The sequence below is a fragment of the Marinobacter sp. genome (genome assembly GCF_033722735.1).
GTDB lineage: Bacteria > Pseudomonadota > Gammaproteobacteria > Pseudomonadales > Oleiphilaceae > Marinobacter.
In genome coordinates this window covers 1-15667 of the sequence record NZ_JAWVYN010000015.1, presented here as the reverse complement: position 1 = coordinate 15667, position 15667 = coordinate 1, and the positions used below count along the sequence as shown (strand labels likewise).

Below are 15667 nucleotides of genomic sequence, written 5' to 3'. Positions count from 1 at the left end.
ACTGGTTGGTTGAATGGCGCCATGCTCAATCTCTATCCTGAAATTCAGCCCAATGTCCGGCACCGGTTAAAGGTGGACCCTCCCCACGAACTCTACCTGGAGGAGTGCGGCAACCCGGAGGGCCTTCCCATCCTGGTGGTGCACGGCGGCCCCGGGGGCGGCTGCGAGGAGTACTACCGCCGCTTCTTCGATGCCGAACGCTACCGCATTATTCTCCTGGACCAGCGTGGGGCCGGGCGGTCCACGCCGCTGGCGGAACTGGAAGGCAACACCACCGCCGATCTGGTGGCCGACATGGAACGGGTGAGGGAGTTTCTGGGGATCGATCGCTGGTTGCTGTTCGGCGGCAGTTGGGGCTCCACCCTGAGTCTGGTGTACGCGGAAACCCACCCGGACCGGGTCATGGGGCTGGTGTTGCGAGGCATCTTTCTATGTCGGCCCCAGGATGTTCGCTGGTTTTATCAGGAGGGGGCCAGCCGGGTGTTTCCGGACTACTGGGAGGACTTCCTGGCGCAAATCCCGGCGTCGGAACGGGACGATCTGGTGTCCGCCTATTATCAGCGGTTGACCAGCAGCAACGAGCTGGAGCAGATCCAGGCGGCCAAGGCCTGGTCGGTGTGGGAAGGGCGCTGCGCCACCCTGCACCCCAACCCTGCGGTGGTCGACCATTTCGGCCATCCCCACGTGGCCATCGCGCTGGCACGTATCGAATGCCACTACTTCATGAACCATTGCTTTCTGGAGCCCGATCAGATCCTTCGAAATGCGCCGGCCCTGGAGGGGCTTCCGGGGATCATCGTGCATGGCCGCTACGATATGGTCTGTCCGCTGGACAATGCCTTGGCCCTGAGCAAGGCGTGGCCGGCGGCCGACCTGAGAATCATTCGGGATGCCGGGCATTCGGCTTCCGAGCCGGCCATTGTGGACGCCCTGCTAAGAGCGGTCGACGAGGTGGCGGCCAAAGCAGTAAACGATTCTCAGTGAGATCTGTTGCGGGCGTTGGGGGTGACGGTTAGAATCGCCGGATCCAACAACTGCAACAGGGGTGGCATGAAAGGCCTTATCCAGCGCGTGACCCGGGCGAGTGTCGATGTTGACCAGCAGACCATCGCCGAGATTCCCACCGGACTTTTGTTGCTGTTGGGCGTGGAGCGTAACGACAGCGAGCGGCAGGTTGCGGACCTGTGCCGCAAGGTCCTGTCCTATCGTGTCTTTCCGGACGACCAGGGACGAATGAACCGCAGCCTGCGTGATGTTTCCGGCTCCCTCCTGGTAGTGCCCCAGTTCACCCTCGCCGCCGACACCGGTTCCGGCACCCGCCCCGGTTTTTCCACTGCCGCCTCACCCGATCGGGCCAAGTCGCTGTACCTGAGTTTCGTTGAGCGGGCCCGTTTGGAGCTGGGGCCCGAGCGGGTTGGGGAAGGGCAGTTCGGGGCGGATATGAAGGTGTCACTGGTGAACGACGGTCCGGTGACCTTTCTGCTTGAGACAACCCGTGACCCTTGATGGGGCGTGACAGTCATTAGGGGACAGAAGTGGTGCACAAGTCAGCGGCCCTTTGCGCTGTATTTCGGCAGCGTCGAGTTTTTTGTTATTCATCTTTATGAAAGTAAAGGAAAAAGATCAAGGTGGCCTTATGTTTGAATGAGGTGATTGGCTGAACAGACGCTATAAAAGCCTTGGTTGGTGTCACAAAACGGACTAAAAAAGCTGTTATAAATATTTGCAAATTTGAAAGCGTTGTATTAAAACACTTTCATCACGCTTGGCTTTAATTAAGCCTTGTAAGTGACTGACCTTTAAGGGAACGGTGCTGTCGCGCCAGCGGAGTGTTCGGTCAGGGGCGGTCGGTGGTATCCGGAAGTCCAGGCTGGCGACCAGGCCCTGCCCCGTTTCAGGTCGGCATAAAACTTAAGTCGTCATTTACTATTTGTCATCAAAATGACATCTTTACGACACACAATCGGGCGCGTTCCTGGCTTGATTGTTGAAGTCACTAAAAAAACGGGTCGAACCCGAAGAAGCTAAAACCTGAGTTAACTCAAAAAAGGAAGACGCAACATGAAAAAGACGCTCATCGCATCTGCTATTGCAGCTGCTTCTGTCGTTTCTGCAAACGCAGCCGCCGCTGAAGCCACTGTTTACGGTAACGTTCAGCTGGCAACTTCTTACGCCGATGTTGAAACTACCGTTGGCGGTGTTTCCTCCAAGGCTCACGGCTACGAGTTCGCCGACAACGGTTCCACCATTGGCCTGAAAGGCAGCCACGAGATCGCTCCGGGCCTGGAAGGTTTCTTCAAGGCCGAGCTGGAATTTGACGCGGACGACAAGTCCAGCAGCGATGGTCTGGGTTCCCTGGACGAAGCCTACGTTGGTCTGAAAGGCGACTTCGGTAAGGTGTGGGCCGGTTCCGACGACACTGTTTACGAAGATGCCATCAACATCAACGACTACTTCGAATTTTACGGTGTCAGCGATCTGGGCGGCACTGGCGAAGGCGACATGATTCAGTACTCCTCTCCGTCCTTCGGTGGCCTGGTGCTGAGCGGTGGTGTTCAGATCAACGGCGAAGGCGACAGCAAGGGTAAAGGCGATGCCAACCTGCCGTACGTCCTGACTGCTGCTTACTCCCTGAGCGAAGATACTACTGTAGCACTGGGTGTTGACTCCAACGACGGCGGTGCTTCTGCCGACAACGAGAATGCCTACGGCATCTCCGTTTCCCAGAGCCTGGACGCGCTGACTGTCTCTGCTGCCTTCGAAACTGTTAAGGACAGCGTCGACAAAGCCTCCCTGCTGGGTGTCTACAGCATGGGTGCCAACAACTTCGCACTGGCTTACGAGTTCGCCGACTTTGACGACGATACCGAAGTCAACCGTGTTCTGGCCCAGGCTCTGCACAACCTGTCCGACAACATGTACGTGTATGTTGAAGGAGAGTGGGCTGACGCTGAAGTTGACAGCGACAACAGCGTTGAAGGCACTGGCGTAGCCCTGGGTGCTACCTACGTATTCTAAGCGTGAGCTGAACGCGGATACGTAACGGGACGGCGACCTTCGGGTCGCCGTTTTTTTTGTGTATGCTGGCGGCAAATTCCACTCCGACAGGTTTGCCATGCCCCAGGAACTCGAAATCAAGCTGACCCTCACCCCCGCAGCCCAGGAATCCGCCTACCAGTGGTTGACGGCCTTGCCCACGGCAACGGTCGGCAGCGCCAAGACGCTGATTAACACCTACTTCGACACGCCAGCGGCCGCTCTGAACCGGCAGCGCGCCGCCCTACGGGTGCGTCAGACCGGTGACGGTTATATCCAGACCCTGAAAACCCAGGGGGAATTCGTCAACGGGGCTCATCGCCGGCAAGAGTGGGAGTGGCCGCTCGGCCGAGCGGAGCTGGAGCTTGACTTGCTGGCGGACACACCCTTGGTCCGCAACATCGACCTGACCGAGCTGTCGCCGGTCTTCGAGACCAATTTTGAGCGCCGGGTGGTGATGCTCGATGACGGCGATGCGGTCATCGAATGCGCGTTCGACACAGGGCAGATCAACGCTGGCGACAAGGTCATGCCGCTATGCGAACTGGAATTCGAGCTGAAGTCGGGGGATGAAACGAGGCTGCTGCATTGGGCCTGCCAACTGGCGGCGCAGGTGCCGTTTTTCCTCAACCTGATCAGCAAGGCGGAGCAGGGCTATCACCTGGCGGGGCTGCACGAGCCGGAGCCGTTACCGCGGGATGCCGAGCCGGTTAACCGTTTCTTCCATGGTCTCAGTGTGTTGTGGCTGACCGGCGAGGCGACCGGGGAATTGCGGGGTGCCATGGGTGACGTCGCCAGCCTGTTGGTTGACTTGGCCGCGTCGGAGCTGAAAGAACGGTTTGAAGCATTCCGGGCCAATCCTGATCCGTCATGGGTGGGGCAGATGGGGGCGCTGCAATTGGGCTTGTTGCAGTCAGTGAGTGGGAGGGGGCAGAACTGAATCCTGTCTCCGGATGGCGCAGCCGCGTTGACTACCCGGCGTTGCCGGCCTTCTCCTGCATACTGTGCCATTTCGCCACGAATTCCCGATAGCGTTCCAGAGCCTCCCGGACCACCTCCACCGTCGGCGTGTCCTGGGACTTCACCAGTACAATCAGTCCCTTGCCTTCGATTTCCTTGTCCACTTCCGGGTGACAGACCACCTCGTTCTCGTGATCGATGTAGGCCAGGGCGGTGCCGATGCCGTGGCGAATCAGGGCGCTGACGATGTCCGCCCAGTTGAGGTCGTCCAGGGGGAGGTCGTAGCGGTGAGGGTGGTCCTGCTCATAGTTGAACAGGTCTTCCAGCACCCGCTCCGAGCCCGGCGCCACCACCGCCTTGACCATGATCTCCGGGTAGGTACGCACCGGCCGGATCACGGTGCGGATGCCCAGCGGTTTGAACCGTGACCGGTTCTCGTCCCGCACCACTTCCGCCGTCACTCGGCTGCCGAGGTTGGCCTCGCTCAGCCGGTGGGCGATGTCGAAGGTGAGGCTGTCGGAGTGAGGGTCGGATTCGTCGGCGGCCAACAGCAGGATGTGTCGGGCGTCGGCCGCGTGGACGGCCTTCAGGGCATCGGGGTCGCTGCCGGAGCCGTGGTAGTGGATGATGCCCATGTCGGCCAGTTCCGGGGGCAGGCCATCGGGATACTGGCGGGTTAGAATCTGGATGGGCGTGGTTTCATAGCCCGGCACGGCGCGAATCTGCGAGGCGATGCGCAGGAAATACTGTTCCCCGCCATGCCGGGGCGTATTGATGATGACGATGTGGTCTTTCATGTTATAGATCCAGCGTCCGGTTAAGATGCGTTCCCGTCGGTAGAAGCGGTACTCGATAAAGTCGCTGACGATCAGCGTCAGCAGGGTGATCGCCGCGATGAACATCACCAAAATGGTGCTCAGCCGGCCGATCACGGTTTGTGGCGCGTAGTCGCCGTAGCCCACGGTCACCACGGTGGTCATGGTCAACCAGCCCGCCTCGAACAGCGACAGCTCCTCCACAGTCCACAGAACCAGCGTCTGGGACACCAGCAACAGCGCCAGGATAAGGAACAGGCGTTTGAGCCTGGCCTTGATCATGCCCGACATGGGCAGGTGGGGGAACTGGTGCTGCGGATTCAGTGGCAGGCGGTCGCGTCGCATCGATCAGTGGTTCAGTCCGGTGAAAGTTCGGTATAGAGTACCAGTAACGGTGTCCGTTCATCGTGGAAATATAACACTGATACAGGGGTTTGCATTATGTCCGAGCCATGGGAAGGGCTTCCTGGCAGTTTGGCCGACGAGGTGGCCGGCGAGTGGTCGACGGTTTTTCCTGACGGTTTGCCCGGCTGGGTGGGGGCGGATGCCGAGATCTCCGAACGGGAGGTTGCCCAGGCCCTGGCCCGCAGTGAGTTCCTGCGCCGGACCCTGCAGGGGGATGCGGCGCTGGTGGCCGCCTCCCAGGCGGTGTTGTCCCTGCGCCAGCCCACGACGATGGCGTTCTTCGAGCAGCGTTGGCAGACCTACCTGGCCGCCGTCACCGATGAGCCTTCCCTGCACCAGGCGTTGCGGCGTTTCCGCAAGGAATGCCAGTTCCGGATTATCTGGCGGGACCTGTTGCAGTGGGCGGACCTGGCCGAAACCATGGCCGCCACCAGCGCCTTTGCCGATGTCAGCATCGGTGCTGCCCTGGACTGGTTATACGCCGATGCCTGCGAGCAGATCGGCATCCCCTACGGCAAAGACCCCGTCAGTGGCGAAGACGCTCCCCAGCGGATGGTGGTGCTGGGCATGGGCAAGCTCGGTGGCCGCGAACTGAACGTCTCCTCGGACATCGATCTGATCTTCGCCTTCCCCAGTAACGGCGAAACCCGTGGCGGGCGCCGCTCGCTGGATAACCAGCAGTTCTTTGTCCGCCTGGGCCAGCGCCTGATCCAGGCCCTGGACCAGATCACCGCGGATGGCTTTGTCTTCCGGGTCGATATGCGGCTTCGCCCCTACGGCCAGAGTGGCGCCCTGGCCCTCAGCTTTGCTGCCCTGGAAACCTACTACCAGGACCAGGGACGGGACTGGGAGCGCTACGCCATGGTCAAGGCCCGGGTGGTGGCTGGCGATCAGCGGGCCGGTGCCGTGCTGATGGAAAGTCTGCGTCCGTTTGTCTACCGCAAGTACATCGACTTCAGCGCCTTCGAATCGTTGCGCACCATGAAGTCCATGATCAGCCGCGAGGTGCGACGCAAGGGCCTGGAGAGCGACATCAAGCTGGGCGGTGGCGGCATTCGCGAAATCGAATTCATGGTGCAGGCCTTCCAGCTGATCCGCGGCGGGCGGGACCGGGAGCTGCAACAGCGGGAACTGCTGACCATCCTGCCCGAGCTGGAAAAGCTGGAACTGTTGCCGTCGCCGGTGGTGGCCGAACTGATGGCGGCGTATGTCTTCCTGCGCAACCTGGAACATGCCCTTCAGGGAATCGCGGACAAGCAGACCCAGTTGCTGCCGGAGGATGAACTGAATCGGGCCCGGGTGGCGTTGATTCTCGGCTTCGATGGCTGGCGCCAGTGTCTGGAGGCCCTGGATGAGCACCGGGCGAAGGTGGCAAAGCATTTTGCCGACATCATCACCCTGGACGAGGAGGAGGGCGAGTGTGCCGAGATTGCCGAGGGCTGGCAATCCCTCTGGCTGGGGGAACTGGAGGAGGCGGCTGCCCTGGCCTGGTTGTCCGATCACGACTTCGAGGCGCCGGCCGAGACCCTGACATCGCTGGTTGAGCTGCGTAGCGGTCGTCAGGTTCAGACCATGCAGACCCAGGGGCGTCAGCGCCTGAACCAGTTCATGCCGGTGCTGCTGGAGGCGGTCACCCGGGTGGATAACCCCTCCGAAACCCTGTCCCGGGTCATGCTGTTGGTGGAGGCGGTGCTGCGCCGGACGGCCTACCTGGTGCTGTTGCTGGAAAATCCCGGGGCCCGGGGGCAGTTGGTCCGGCTGTGCAGTGAGAGCCCCTGGATTGCCAGTCAGTTGGCGGAAACCCCGCTGTTGCTGGATGAGCTGCTGAATGCCGAAAGTCTCTACCATCCGCCGACCAGGTCCGAGCTCGAGGACGACCTGCGTCAGCAGATGCTGCGCATTCCCTACGAGGATTTGGAAGAGCAGATGGAGTCGCTGCGTCATTTCAAGAAAGCTCATGTGCTGCGGGTGGCGGCCTCGGAGTTGCGGGGCACCTTGCCGCTGATGAAGGTCAGCGACTATCTGACCTGGATTGCCGAGGTGGTGCTGGATCACGTGGTGGACGTGGCCTTTGCCAACCTGGTCAGCCGCCACGGTTACCCCCAGCGCGACGACGGCACCGTCAGCGATACCGATTTTGCGGTGATCGGCTACGGCAAGCTTGGCGGCATCGAACTGGGGTATACCTCGGACCTGGACCTGGTGTTCGTGCACAAGGCCGATCCGGGGCTGGCCACTAACGGCGAGAAACCGATCGACAACGCCGTGTTCTATACCCGGCTGGGCCAGCGCATTGTGCACATCCTGAGTACCCAGACACCCGCCGGCCAGCTCTACGAAGTGGACATGCGGCTGCGACCGTCCGGCAATTCCGGCCTGCTGGTCAGTACGCTGTCGGCGTTCGAGCGCTATCAGCGCAACGACGCCTGGACCTGGGAGCACCAGGCGCTGGCCCGGGCCCGTGGGGTGGCCGGTTGCCCGGACACCGTGGCTGCGTTCGAAACGTTGCGACACGAGATCCTCTGCCAGTCCCGCGACCGCCAGGCCCTGCGAAGCGAAGTGGTGGAAATGCGGGAGAAAATGCGGGCCAACCTGGGAACGCCTGTCAACTCCGGCAAGGCGCCGCCGGTCTTTCACGTCAAGCACGACCCGGGCGGCATTGTGGACATCGAGTTCATGGTGCAGTACCTGATGCTCGCCTACAGCAGCGACCATCCGGAGCTGACCCAGTGGTCGGATAACATTCGCCAGATGGAGGAACTGGGTCGTGCCGGGGTGTTGCCTGTGGCTGATGCCGAACGGTTGCGGGAGGCGTTCATCACCCTGCGTTCGACCATTCATCGGCGAGCCCTGCAAAACCTGACCAGCCGGGTGGAGGTGGGTGCCTTCCCCGACGAACGGGGCTATATCCAACAGGTCTGGCAGCGGGTGATGTTGGCATGATGGCGCGCTTCGTACCGGCGGTTTTTCCTGCTAGAATGCCTCCCTTTGAGCAATTGCCTGTTTAGGAGCACCTACAATGTCGATGGCGGATCGCGATGGCCTGATCTGGCTGGACGGTGAAATGGTTCCCTGGCGCGAAGCCAAAACCCACGTCCTGACCCACACCCTCCACTACGGACTCGGTTGTTTCGAGGGCGTGCGCGCCTACAACACCGACCAGGGGCCGGCGATTTTCCGACTGCAGGAGCACACCGACCGGCTGTTCCGCTCCGCCCACATCCTCAACCTGAAGGTGCCGTTCAGCAAGGACGAGCTCAACGAGGCGCAGCGTGCGGCGGTGCGTGAGAACAACCTGGACGAGGCCTACCTGCGGCCGATGGTGTTCCTGGGCTCCGAAGGCATGGGGCTGCGGGCGGACAACCTCAAGGTGCACGTGATGGTGGCGGCCTGGAGCTGGCCGTCCTACATGTCGCCGGAAGCCAAGGAGATGGGCATCAAGGTGCGGACGTCCTCCTACACCCGTCACCACGTCAACATCACCATGTGCAAGGCCAAGGCCAACGGCAACTACATCAACTCCATGCTGGCCCTGAACGAAGCCATTGCCAGCGGGTGTGAAGAGGCGTTGCTGCTGGACAACGAGGGCTACGTGGCCGAAGGCTCCGGCGAGAACATCTTCATCCTGCGCGACGGCGTGCTGCACACCCCGGAACTGACCTCCTGCCTGGAAGGCATTACCCGTCAAACCATCATCGAGTTTTGTCAGGAGCTGGGCGTGCCGGTGCGCGAGCGCCGGATCACCCGGGACGAGGTCTACATCGCCGACGAAGCCTTCTTCACCGGAACCGCGGCGGAAGTGCTGCCGATCCGTGAGCTGGATGGTCGGGTCATCGGCGCCGGCAAGCGCGGGCCGCTGACCGAGAAGCTGCAGAGCATGTATTTCGACGCCGTGAAGGGCAAGCGCGAGACCAACAACGGTTGGCTGACGCTGGTGAACGGCTGAACGCCGATGCCCTTTGACGTGGCCCTCTGGGGCCGCGTCGGTCCCTTCTTTCCGACTTATTCAACACTCCAGGACGACAACATGACTGACGTTATCAAGGTGCCGGTCTCTTTCGGCGAGGTTCTCGACAAGATCACCATCCTTGAAATCAAATCCGAGCGAATCGCGGACGAAGCCAAGGTGAAGAACGTCCGCCTCGAGCTGGACGAACTCAGCCGTACCTGGGACCAGGCGGTGCCGGATCAGTCGGCCATTGCCGAGCTCCGTCAGCAGCTCAAGGCGGTGAACGAGCAGCTCTGGGAGATCGAGGACGATATCCGCGATCAGGAAGCGGCCCAGGACTTTGGCGACCGGTTCATCGAGCTGGCCCGGTCGGTCTACTTCACTAACGATAAGCGTGCTGCCCTCAAGAAGGACATCAACCTGGCCCTGGGGTCCCGCTTTGTGGAAGAGAAGTCTTACCAGGATTATACCGCCAAGAAGTAGAACCTAGGGAGCCTCTGATTAACCCCGGATCAGCTCTGGCCATCAGGGCGGTTCACACTCAAGGCGAGACTTTGCAGGAAGGCTGGTTGCCTTTCAAAACGTCGCAACGCCGAGTGTGGATCGCTCTGAAGGCCCCGCAGGGCGCGCTCTGAGGGCTGCATTTGCGGCGTTGCGGCTCTTGCCAAGGGCTACGGCCATTGGCTGCGAACCGCGCCTTGCAGCTACAGCCCTCAGATCGCGCAGAGGCGATACGGAGATAATCGGAGGCTCCCTAGCCTGTAAGCGCCTGCCTGCGGCCAGCGGAGGCGCTTTCTCCACCGCCCGCCAAGGTACGTCCATGTACCTGTAGGGCGCCGCGGCATCCCTGCCGCTGTTGCGAAAGCGCCTCCGCTGTCCGCTTACCCCTCGCTTACCTGCTCGATACTGGCCTCCTGCTCGGCCACCCACTTGTCCAGCATCGCCACCACGTCCTCCACCGTCACCAATTCCATCGCCCCCTCGAACTCCGCCTTGGCTCCCCAACGGGCCTGCTCCACACTTTTGCCGGTAAACTTTTGCAGGGCTTCCGGGTAACGGTTCACGCACCAGCGCAGGGAATTGTATGGCCCTGATCGGTAGGGGTTGCTGGCGGCGAACAGGCCCAGGACGTCGGTGCCGACGGCGCTGGCAATGTGGGCCGGGCCGGTATCCGGGGCGACCACCAGGTCGGCCTCGGTGAGCAGGGCGGTCAACTGCTTGAGCGTGTCCTTGCCACAGATGTTGTGCACCGGCTGGGTCATGGCCCGTTCGATGTCCGCGCAATACTCCAGCTCGAACGGTGCCGGGCTGCCCACCAGGGTGACCTGCATGCCGTGGTGGCGAACCGCGTAGTCCGCCAGTTGAGCGTACCGCTCGGCCGGCCAGTTCCTCAGGGTGTGGCTGGCGCAGGGGCTGATCACCAGGTTCTGGCGGTCGGTCGCCAGATGTGAACGGGCAAAGGCCCGGTCCTCTGGCGACACGGGAATGGTCCAGCGCGGTGGCGCCGGTGGCAGGCCCAGGGGTTCGAGGAAACTGGCCAGGCAGTCCCGCACATGCTGTTGCGGCGCCGGCGCAATGCGTCGGTTGATAAACAGGCTGTGCAGGTCCTTGCTGCGGGCCCTGTCGTACCCGATCTTGACTCTTGCCGGGATGCAGCGGGCGGCCAGGTTGGCGCGAAAGGCCACCTGCATGTGCAGTAGGGCATCAAAATGACGGCCCTTCATGGCCTGGCGCAGTTGGGCATAGCCCTGGCGACCGGCCTTCTTGTCAAAGATCACGAACTCAACCCCGGGCAGGTCGCCAATCAGCTTGGCCTCAACTTTGCCGATCACCCAGGTGATGCTGACCTCCGGCCACCGCTCCTGCAAACTGAGCACCACCGGAATTACGTGGGTCACATCGCCAATGGCGGAGAGGCGGAGAATACAGATGGACTTCATGCGGGTGGGTTCCGTGTCGAGTGCTGGCCGCTCTGGTGGCGATAGGCCGGGGTTCATTGATAAACTTGGCGCCATTCTAACGTACTCCCCGGCGAACGTCCTCAGGCCTCCCGGGACAGACTCACTACCCGGTAGGGACTTTTTAGTGGCACTTTTTCATGGCTGAGACCGAGGTTTATCTGCCGGGAACCAATTACGCACTGCTGACCAGCCCCACCTTTGGGGAGACCGCTCGTCCGGACTGGTTTGAACCCGGCTGGTGGAACAGCCGGGCGAGGCCCGTGGGAGAGGGCGGTCGTGGCGGCGCCTGGTTTATCCATCGCGAGGACGGGGACTGGGTGTTGCGGCATTATCGCCGTGGCGGCTTGCCCGCGAAGGTGTCGGAACGTACCTACCTGTATTCGTCCGAGCGCCGGTGCCGGTCCTTCGCCGAGTTTCGCCTGCTGACCCATTTGCGGGCACGGGGGCTGCCGGTCCCGGAGCCGGTGGCGGCCTATTACCACAGGCCGTCGCCCTGGCTCTATCAGGCGGCGATCCTGGTCAGGCGGATTCCACGGGCACAACCCCTACCGGCGAGCGACCGTTACCGGGAGGCCGCTTTGTGGGTGCAGGTAGGCCGGATGATCCGGACGTTCCACGATGCCGGGCTGGACCATGTCGACCTGAACGTCGATAACATCCTGGTGGCCGGGGATTGCGTCTACCTCATCGACTTTGACCGCTGCCGCCTGCGCGATCCGAAGGGACGCGATGGCTGGCGGGCCAGCAACCTCCGTCGGCTGAGCCGGTCGGTGGAGAAACGCTGCCGGTCCCTGCCCGACGTGGAACGGGCGCATCTGTGGCAATGTCTTTTCAACGCCTATCAGGGATAATGCGGCCGTGAAACCCTTCGTACAACGGTAACCCGATGACCGAAATCGAGTTGATCTCCGAGCTTCATGCCAATACCCGGCGCACCCGAATTACCTACCGGGGGCGGATCGCCGGGCGGGATGTGGCCATTAAGTGTTATCGCCGTCCCCTGTTCGGGCTCATCCACTGGATCCGGGCCCAGCGTCGGGGGCTAAAGATTCGCCGCGCCGGCGGCCCGGTACCGGAGATAGTGTATTCCGGCTGGCTGGCCCAGCGCCGGTGTTTCTGTTTTGCCACGGCCTTTCTGGATGGCTACCGGCCGATGCGCCAGGTGCTGCGGGAGGAGGCTTCCGAGGAGCGGCAGTATCAGTTGATCCGGTTGCTGGGGACCCGGATGGCGGACATCCACCGTTGCGGTATCGAGCAGCCGGACGGCAACCTGACCAATTTCCTGGTCAACCCGCAGGATGATCTGGCCATGGTGGACGAGGATGATATCCGGGTGTACGCAAACCCGTTACCGGTCGGGGTCGCCATCTCCAACCTGGCCAACGTGGCAGCACGACTGCCGGACAAGAGCATGGTAGAGGCGTTGTTGTCGGCCTATCTCGAGCGCGCGTTCCCCTCGGCTCCGGAGCAACTCGACCAGGGGCAGTTCTGGAAAAGCGTGATGGGCTGGAAGAATCTTCTGGAGCGTAAGCGTGCAAAACGTAACATCAGCGCAACCCGGCGATTCGATTAGGCGGTTAAGCAATGTTTGTTCAGGACGCAGTTATGGTCAATGAATCCCAGAGCGGTACTTGGGACCGCATCCTGTCGGCCCTGTCTCAGCTGGCAGTGGCGAGTTATGTGGGATGCTACATCCTGGTTCCCGGTGCCTACGTGGTGGGCCCGGCAGTCTTGTTGTTGTTGGTACTGGCGGGGTTTCGCTGGTCAGCTGTCGCTGGTGCCGTCGATCGCGAGAGCCTCGGGTTCATGCTCGCCTTCGTGGCCTACTTTGCACTGGTTGGCTTGACCCTGTTGCTGCACGGCGAGGATGTGTCCGAGTTTGACCTGCTGTCCCGATGCCTGGCAGCGGCGCTTGTTTTGGCCTTTGTGCTCAAGTATCCACCGTCCATGACGGCGTTTTACCTCGCCGCTGCGATCGGGTGTATAGCGGCAGGCCTGTTCGCCCTGTACCAGGGCGTGCTGCACGATGTGTCCCGGGTCTCGTCCTTTGATAACCCGGTCCATTTTGGCAACGGCGCCATGGTCCTGGCGGTGGTGTCGTTGTCCGGGCTGATTTGGGGCAGGGCGGCACCGATGCCCGGGTTCTGGGCCGCGTTGATGGTTGCCGGGTTCCTCGGCGGCCTGACGGCATCCCTGCTTTCCGGCACCCGCAGCGGTTGGGTTGCCCTGCCGTTGTTCATTGCGGTCTGGCTGGCGGCCTACTGGCCTGAAATCAGGGCTCACAAGCGTTGGGCCGCGATCGCGCTGGTCGCGACCTCGGCACTGCTACTGTTTGTGGTCAGTTTGCCGGGTGTTCAGTTCCGGATTGATCGGGCGCTGGATGAATTCCAGGGTTATGTCCAGGATGGTCGTAATGCGACTTCGGTGGGCCTTCGTCTCGATATGTGGAAGACCGGTCTCACAGCCTTCCAGCAAAGCCCATTCATTGGCGTCGGTCCCACGGCTTACGAATCGATCGAACGCGAGATGATTGATGCAGGCGAAGTACACCCGAATATTGCAGACTTCCGTCATTTGCATAACCAGTTTATCGATGTGCTGGCCAAGGCCGGTTTGGTTGGCTTGATTGGGTATCTGCTGATGCTGGCCATTCCGTGCCTGCTGTTCCTGCGCCATTTGCGCTCGCCGTCGTCCGCAACCCGGGCACTGGCCGTCGCCGGGGCTTGCTTCATGCTGGGGCATGGCGCCTTTAACCTGACCCAGAGCCTGTTGGAGCGGAATATCGGTGTGATGATGTTTGCGTTCATGCCGGTGTTTATCTGGAGTCTGCTGGCCCGGCAGGAGGTCGCCAGGTGATGGGAGTGAAAAACGCAGTCTTTGCCCGTGAACGGCTGCTGCCGTACCTGCAGCGTCGGGCCCTCAGGAAAACAGATCGCCGCATGGATCGGTGGCACCGAGGGTTGCGGAAGGCATTCCGGACTGCACATCCGGGCTTGCCGGCCGCTCATCAACTGCAGCGGGTAGCGGTCCGCACCGGCCACCGGGCATTGCTGGCATTACCGGAGCACTGGTGGACAGCCTATGCGGGTGCGGTCAAGGCGACGGTGGCTGAATTACCGGCGTTCGAGGCGCGGTTGCTGGAGAGCACACGGCAATTGTCGGCCGAGCGACTGGACACTTCTCAGTGGCTGGAGCTTTACCGGGTCTGTCTGATTTCCGGACTCTACGTGGCGGCTCTGGCTGTCCGGCAACTCGCGGAAAACCGGGCACGGGACGAGGCGGCGCGCCCCGGTGCATCTCTGGACCAGCTCCGTACCGGGTTTGCCGTCGCCCTGGAAACCGGCGATGAGGCCGGGGCCCGGGACTTGCTGGGTCGGCTGGCCCAAGTGGGGGAGTCCCACGAGCATCTTGAGCACGCCGCCTGGCTGGTGGACCTTGTCACCGTTGGCGAGGTCGCGCCATTCGCTGACGGGAGCCATGCCGACAACCCCGTGACGCAGCTGCGGGCGGCCCTTGAGGGGAATACGGTGGCGCTGGTGGGGCCGGTGCCTGTGGAGGCGGCTCAGGGGGCTGAAATCGACCGCTTTGACCTGGTGGCCAAGTTCAATTACCGGGGGGGCGGGCTCGGCTGCGATCCTGAAACCCAGGGGCGGCGGGTCGACATCGCCTACTACAACATCCAGCAGTCCAAATACATTGCCCGTAAACTGGACCCCGGGTTTCTCGCCCACCTGGCTTTTCCGGTCTTCATCAAGGACAAGGGGCTGCGGCTCCTGAGCCCCTGGGCGCCGTCTGGGCGGGTGCTGAGAAATCTGCAGTGGCTGTTGCTGGACAGCGAGTTCAACGCCGGCCCCAATGCGGTGTACGATCTGCTGCGTTTCGCGCCCGCGCGGTTGAAGGTCTTCAATACCGACCTGATGCTCACTGCCGGGCGTTTTCAGGGCTATGCCCAGCCCGGGGGCGAGGAGATCAATTATTCGTTTTCATTCGCCAAGACTCACGATCCGGTCATCCAGTTCCGGTTCCTTCAATGCCTTTGGCGAACTGGACGGATTGAAGGCGATGAGCGGTTCGATAAGGTGATGAAACTTTCATTGGATGACTACATCCGTAAATTGCAGGATGGTCATGGCGAGATCGCCAGGGAGTCTCTGAACGGCTGCGAGCGTCGCAATTGAGGTCACCGCAGGTTATAGTCACACGCTACGTATGGATCGGCGTCAGTTACTGTCGTTGCAACTCTGGGATTGAATTTTGAGCATTACCTGTTTCCTGCCATGCCGAAAGGGAAGTCAGCGGGTTCCCCGCAAGAATCTGCGCCCATTGGGGGGAAAGCCCTATGGTCTGTTGCAGATCAAACTTGACCAACTGCTGGCCACTCGGCAGATTGACCGCATCGTGCTGTCAACCAATGACGATGAGATCATACAGTTTGCCCAGGGGCTGGCCGACGAGCGATTGCAGATCCATCACCGCGACGACCGGCTGGCCTCCAGCGATACCAGCACGGACGACCTGGTGGGGCATGCCGCCGGCCTGAT

At 61.6% G+C, this 15667-nt stretch carries 14 protein-coding genes; 12 read left to right on the top strand and 2 right to left on the bottom strand.

The features are described 5' to 3' along the window. Positions 1–21 precede the first annotated feature (21 nt). From pip to R3175_RS12025, 4 genes are all read left to right on the top strand, one after another. Positions 22–984, top strand: coding sequence for a prolyl aminopeptidase (gene pip / locus R3175_RS12040; RefSeq protein WP_318944529.1), 963 nt, complete (start codon positions 22–24; stop codon positions 982–984). A gap of 66 nt (positions 985–1050) precedes the next feature. Beyond that, on the top strand, positions 1051–1506 hold the full coding sequence (gene dtd / locus R3175_RS12035; protein ID WP_318944528.1) for a D-aminoacyl-tRNA deacylase: 456 nt from the start codon (positions 1051–1053) through the stop codon (positions 1504–1506). A 555-nt stretch (positions 1507–2061) separates the two neighbouring features. Beyond that, positions 2062–3018 (top strand): porin, encoded by a 957-nt coding sequence (locus tag R3175_RS12030; RefSeq protein WP_318944527.1) that lies wholly within the window; start codon positions 2062–2064, stop codon positions 3016–3018. 97 nt (positions 3019–3115) lie between these two features. Next, on the top strand, positions 3116–3976 hold the full coding sequence (locus tag R3175_RS12025) for a CYTH domain-containing protein (RefSeq protein WP_318944526.1): 861 nt from the start codon (positions 3116–3118) through the stop codon (positions 3974–3976). A 31-nt stretch (positions 3977–4007) separates the two neighbouring features. Here R3175_RS12025 and R3175_RS12020 read toward each other — a convergent pair whose 3' ends face one another. Then, complete coding sequence (locus R3175_RS12020; protein WP_318944525.1) at positions 4008–5156, bottom strand: ion channel; 1149 nt, start codon at positions 5154–5156, stop codon at positions 4008–4010. 96 nt (positions 5157–5252) lie between these two features. Here R3175_RS12020 and glnE point away from each other — a divergent pair, with 96 nt between their 5' ends. From glnE to R3175_RS12005, 3 genes are all read left to right on the top strand, one after another. After that, positions 5253–8159, top strand: a complete 2907-nt coding sequence (gene glnE / locus R3175_RS12015) for a bifunctional [glutamate--ammonia ligase]-adenylyl-L-tyrosine phosphorylase/[glutamate--ammonia-ligase] adenylyltransferase (protein ID WP_318944524.1) — start codon at positions 5253–5255, stop codon at positions 8157–8159. Between the two features lie 76 nt (positions 8160–8235). Further along, a complete protein-coding gene (locus R3175_RS12010; RefSeq protein WP_318944523.1) occupies positions 8236–9162 on the top strand; it encodes a branched-chain amino acid transaminase in 927 nt (308 codons plus the stop codon). An 81-nt stretch (positions 9163–9243) separates the two neighbouring features. Then, on the top strand, positions 9244–9648 hold the full coding sequence (locus R3175_RS12005) for a DUF6165 family protein (RefSeq protein WP_318944522.1): 405 nt from the start codon (positions 9244–9246) through the stop codon (positions 9646–9648). A 398-nt stretch (positions 9649–10046) separates the two neighbouring features. Here the strand turns inward: R3175_RS12005 and R3175_RS12000 are convergent, their stop codons facing one another. Further along, positions 10047–11105, bottom strand: coding sequence for a glycosyltransferase family 9 protein (locus R3175_RS12000; protein ID WP_318944521.1), 1059 nt, complete (start codon positions 11103–11105; stop codon positions 10047–10049). Positions 11106–11263: 158 nt separating this feature from the next. Here R3175_RS12000 and R3175_RS11995 point away from each other — a divergent pair, with 158 nt between their 5' ends. From R3175_RS11995 to R3175_RS11975, 5 genes are all read left to right on the top strand, one after another. Beyond that, positions 11264–11977 (top strand): 3-deoxy-D-manno-octulosonic acid kinase, encoded by a 714-nt coding sequence (locus tag R3175_RS11995; RefSeq protein ID WP_318944520.1) that lies wholly within the window; start codon positions 11264–11266, stop codon positions 11975–11977. A 35-nt stretch (positions 11978–12012) separates the two neighbouring features. Further along, positions 12013–12699 (top strand): hypothetical protein, encoded by a 687-nt coding sequence (locus R3175_RS11990; RefSeq protein ID WP_318944519.1) that lies wholly within the window; start codon positions 12013–12015, stop codon positions 12697–12699. Positions 12700–12731: 32 nt separating this feature from the next. Further along, positions 12732–13982 (top strand): O-antigen ligase family protein, encoded by a 1251-nt coding sequence (locus R3175_RS11985; protein WP_318944518.1) that lies wholly within the window; start codon positions 12732–12734, stop codon positions 13980–13982. Between the two features lie 5 nt (positions 13983–13987). Beyond that, positions 13988–15304 (top strand): hypothetical protein, encoded by a 1317-nt coding sequence (locus R3175_RS11980; RefSeq protein ID WP_318944517.1) that lies wholly within the window; start codon positions 13988–13990, stop codon positions 15302–15304. Between the two features lie 76 nt (positions 15305–15380). Then, positions 15381–15667 (top strand): cytidylyltransferase domain-containing protein (locus R3175_RS11975; RefSeq protein ID WP_413231770.1); only part of this gene is annotated, 287 nt, incomplete at its 3' end.

Bases quoted from the DNA above. Each gene is read 5' to 3' on its own strand.
- glnE (WP_318944524.1), top strand. From the start codon at position 5,253: ATGTCCGAGCCATGGGAAGGGCTTCCTGGCAGTTTGGCCGACGAGGTG.
- R3175_RS11985 (WP_318944518.1), top strand. From the start codon at position 12,732: ATGGTCAATGAATCCCAGAGCGGTACTTGGGACCGCATCCTGTCGGCC.
- R3175_RS11990 (WP_318944519.1), top strand. From the start codon at position 12,013: ATGACCGAAATCGAGTTGATCTCCGAGCTTCATGCCAATACCCGGCGC.
- R3175_RS12030 (WP_318944527.1), top strand. From the start codon at position 2,062: ATGAAAAAGACGCTCATCGCATCTGCTATTGCAGCTGCTTCTGTCGTT.
- pip (WP_318944529.1), top strand. From the start codon at position 22: ATGCTCAATCTCTATCCTGAAATTCAGCCCAATGTCCGGCACCGGTTA.
- R3175_RS12000 (WP_318944521.1), bottom strand. From the start codon at position 11,105: ATGAAGTCCATCTGTATTCTCCGCCTCTCCGCCATTGGCGATGTGACC.
- R3175_RS12020 (WP_318944525.1), bottom strand. From the start codon at position 5,156: ATGCGACGCGACCGCCTGCCACTGAATCCGCAGCACCAGTTCCCCCAC.
- R3175_RS12010 (WP_318944523.1), top strand. From the start codon at position 8,236: ATGTCGATGGCGGATCGCGATGGCCTGATCTGGCTGGACGGTGAAATG.
- dtd (WP_318944528.1), top strand. From the start codon at position 1,051: ATGAAAGGCCTTATCCAGCGCGTGACCCGGGCGAGTGTCGATGTTGAC.
- R3175_RS11995 (WP_318944520.1), top strand. From the start codon at position 11,264: ATGGCTGAGACCGAGGTTTATCTGCCGGGAACCAATTACGCACTGCTG.
- R3175_RS12005 (WP_318944522.1), top strand. From the start codon at position 9,244: ATGACTGACGTTATCAAGGTGCCGGTCTCTTTCGGCGAGGTTCTCGAC.
- R3175_RS12025 (WP_318944526.1), top strand. From the start codon at position 3,116: ATGCCCCAGGAACTCGAAATCAAGCTGACCCTCACCCCCGCAGCCCAG.